The sequence below is a fragment of the Arthrobacter sp. Y3221159 genome (assembly GCF_059089885.1).
Genome location: NZ_JBNHFC010000070.1, coordinates 1 through 252, shown reverse-complemented (window position 1 = coordinate 252; position 252 = coordinate 1). Strand labels below are relative to the sequence as shown.

The window sequence follows — 252 nt, the reverse complement described above, 5'->3', positions numbered from 1 at the left end:
GGGTGGCCGCGCCGGCGTAGGTGGAAATGTGCCCGCCGACGGCGATGTCCGGCCGCTGCGCCCGGTGCACCATCACCGCGGCGTTCCAGCGCATGTACGCCCGGTAGCGGCGTTCGTATTCCTCGTTGCCCGGGAACGGTGCTTCCTGGTCCACCGGGATCGTGTTCACGTAATCGGTGGTGGTCACCATCGGCACCCCGACGCTCTGCGCGCCCGCGCGCTGCAGCAGGCTCCGCATGATGAATTGGGCAC

The 252-nt window shown here is 69.0% G+C and carries 1 protein-coding gene; it reads right to left on the bottom strand.

What is annotated here, in order from left to right; all coding sequences use genetic code 11:
• The coding region (locus tag AC5RT3_RS20710; protein ID WP_494125119.1) for a hypothetical protein at positions 1 to 252 on the bottom strand (252 nt) is incomplete at both ends.